The sequence below is a fragment of the Anaerolineales bacterium genome (assembly GCA_022866145.1).
In the GTDB taxonomy this organism is placed as follows: Bacteria; Chloroflexota; Anaerolineae; order Anaerolineales; family E44-bin32; genus PFL42.
The window spans coordinates 1-1,522 of record JALHUE010000240.1; the positions used below are offsets into that span (position 1 = coordinate 1).

At 65.8% G+C, this 1,522-nt stretch carries 1 protein-coding gene; it reads right to left on the reverse strand.

Going from position 1 to position 1,522, the window contains the following annotated elements; translation table 11 throughout:
- Positions 1 to 1,522 (reverse strand): DNA polymerase III subunit alpha (gene dnaE / locus MUO23_07575; protein ID MCJ7512814.1); only part of this gene is annotated, 1,522 nt, incomplete at both ends.

The window sequence follows — 1,522 nt, forward strand, 5'->3', positions numbered from 1 at the left end:
CACCTTCTGCCAGGTGCGGGTGAAGACGACGATGTCAAACAGCCCCTGCAGGTCCTCGAGCGTGATGAACGCCATCTCTCGCCCGGTGCGGGTCTGAAAAGCGCGGATGCGGCTAACCTCGCCGGCGACCGTCACCGCCGTCCCTTGCTCCGCCTCGCGCAGCTCGGCACTGTAGTGCGAGACCAGCTCCCTGAGCTCGGGCATGTAGGGCGTCAGGGGATGATCGGACACGTAAGCCCCGAGCAGCTCCTTCTCCCAGGTCAGTTGTTCGCGGCGAGCGACGGTGCCGGATGTCGGAGACAGCTCGAGGTGCTCGGCAACGCCAGTGGCGCCGCCGAACAGGGTGAGCTGTCCGACATCTCGGGCACGGAAGTAGGCCGCCGAGACCGCCATCATCCTGTCGACCACCTCCAGGATCGCCGTGCGCTCACCCAGGCTGTCCAGCGCCCCGACCCGCACCAGGCTCTCGAGCGCTCGCTTGCCCACATGCCGCAGGTCCACCCGGCGCGCCAGTTCTGCGACCGAGCCGAACGGCCCTTCCGCCTGCCGGGCCTGCAGGATGGACTCGACGGCGGCTGCGCCGACATTCTTGATCGCCGCCAGGCCGTAGCGGATGGCCGGCTTGGCGGGAGCCCGGTCCTCGATGCTGAAGTCGAGACGCGAGGCGTTCACATCCGGCCCAAGCACGTCGAAGCCGGCCCGGCGCGAGTCGGCGATATACAGCGCCACCTTGTCTGTGTCATCACAGAAAACGGACATCAGGGCTGTCATGTACTCAGCTGGAAAGTGGGCCTTGAGATAGGCGGTTTCAACACAGATCACAGCGTAGTCCGCAGCGTGGCCTTTGGGGAAGCCGTAGCGGGCAAAGGCCTCCCAATCGTCGAAGATAGCGTCGGCCGTGCCCTGCGGGACCCCCTGCCCGACGGCGCCGCGCACGAACTTATCCCGTTCCTGATGGAGTGCCTCGGCCTTCTTCTTGGCGACCGATTTACGCAGGTTGTCGGCCTCGGCCGCCGTGTAGCCCGCCAGGTTCATAGCGGTGTACATGATCTGTTCCTGATAGACGGTGATGCCGTAGGTCTCTTCCAGAATCGGCTGCAGGCCGGGGTGCCGGTAGTGCACCGCCTCCTGGCCGTGCATGCGGCGGATGTAGGCTGGGATGAACTCCATCGGTCCTGGACGGTAGAGGGCGACCATGGCGGTGACGTGCGCCAGGGTGCTGGGCTTCATCTCCATCAGGTGGCGCCGCATGCCGGCACCTTCCACCTGGAACACACCCAGCACATCTCCCCGGCCGAGCAGGTCGAAGGTCGCCGTGTCATCCAGGGGAATGGTGTGGATATCGAGCACCACCCCCTGCCGTTGCCGGATCAGCTCGCAGGCGCGCTCCATCACCGTCAGCGTGGACAGCCCCAGGAAGTCGATCTTGAGCAGGCCGAGCATATCCAGCACCTGCATCTCGAACTGGGTAACGGCCCCGATCGACCCGCCCTCCTGGGTGCCCTTGGTCGGGCGATGGAGC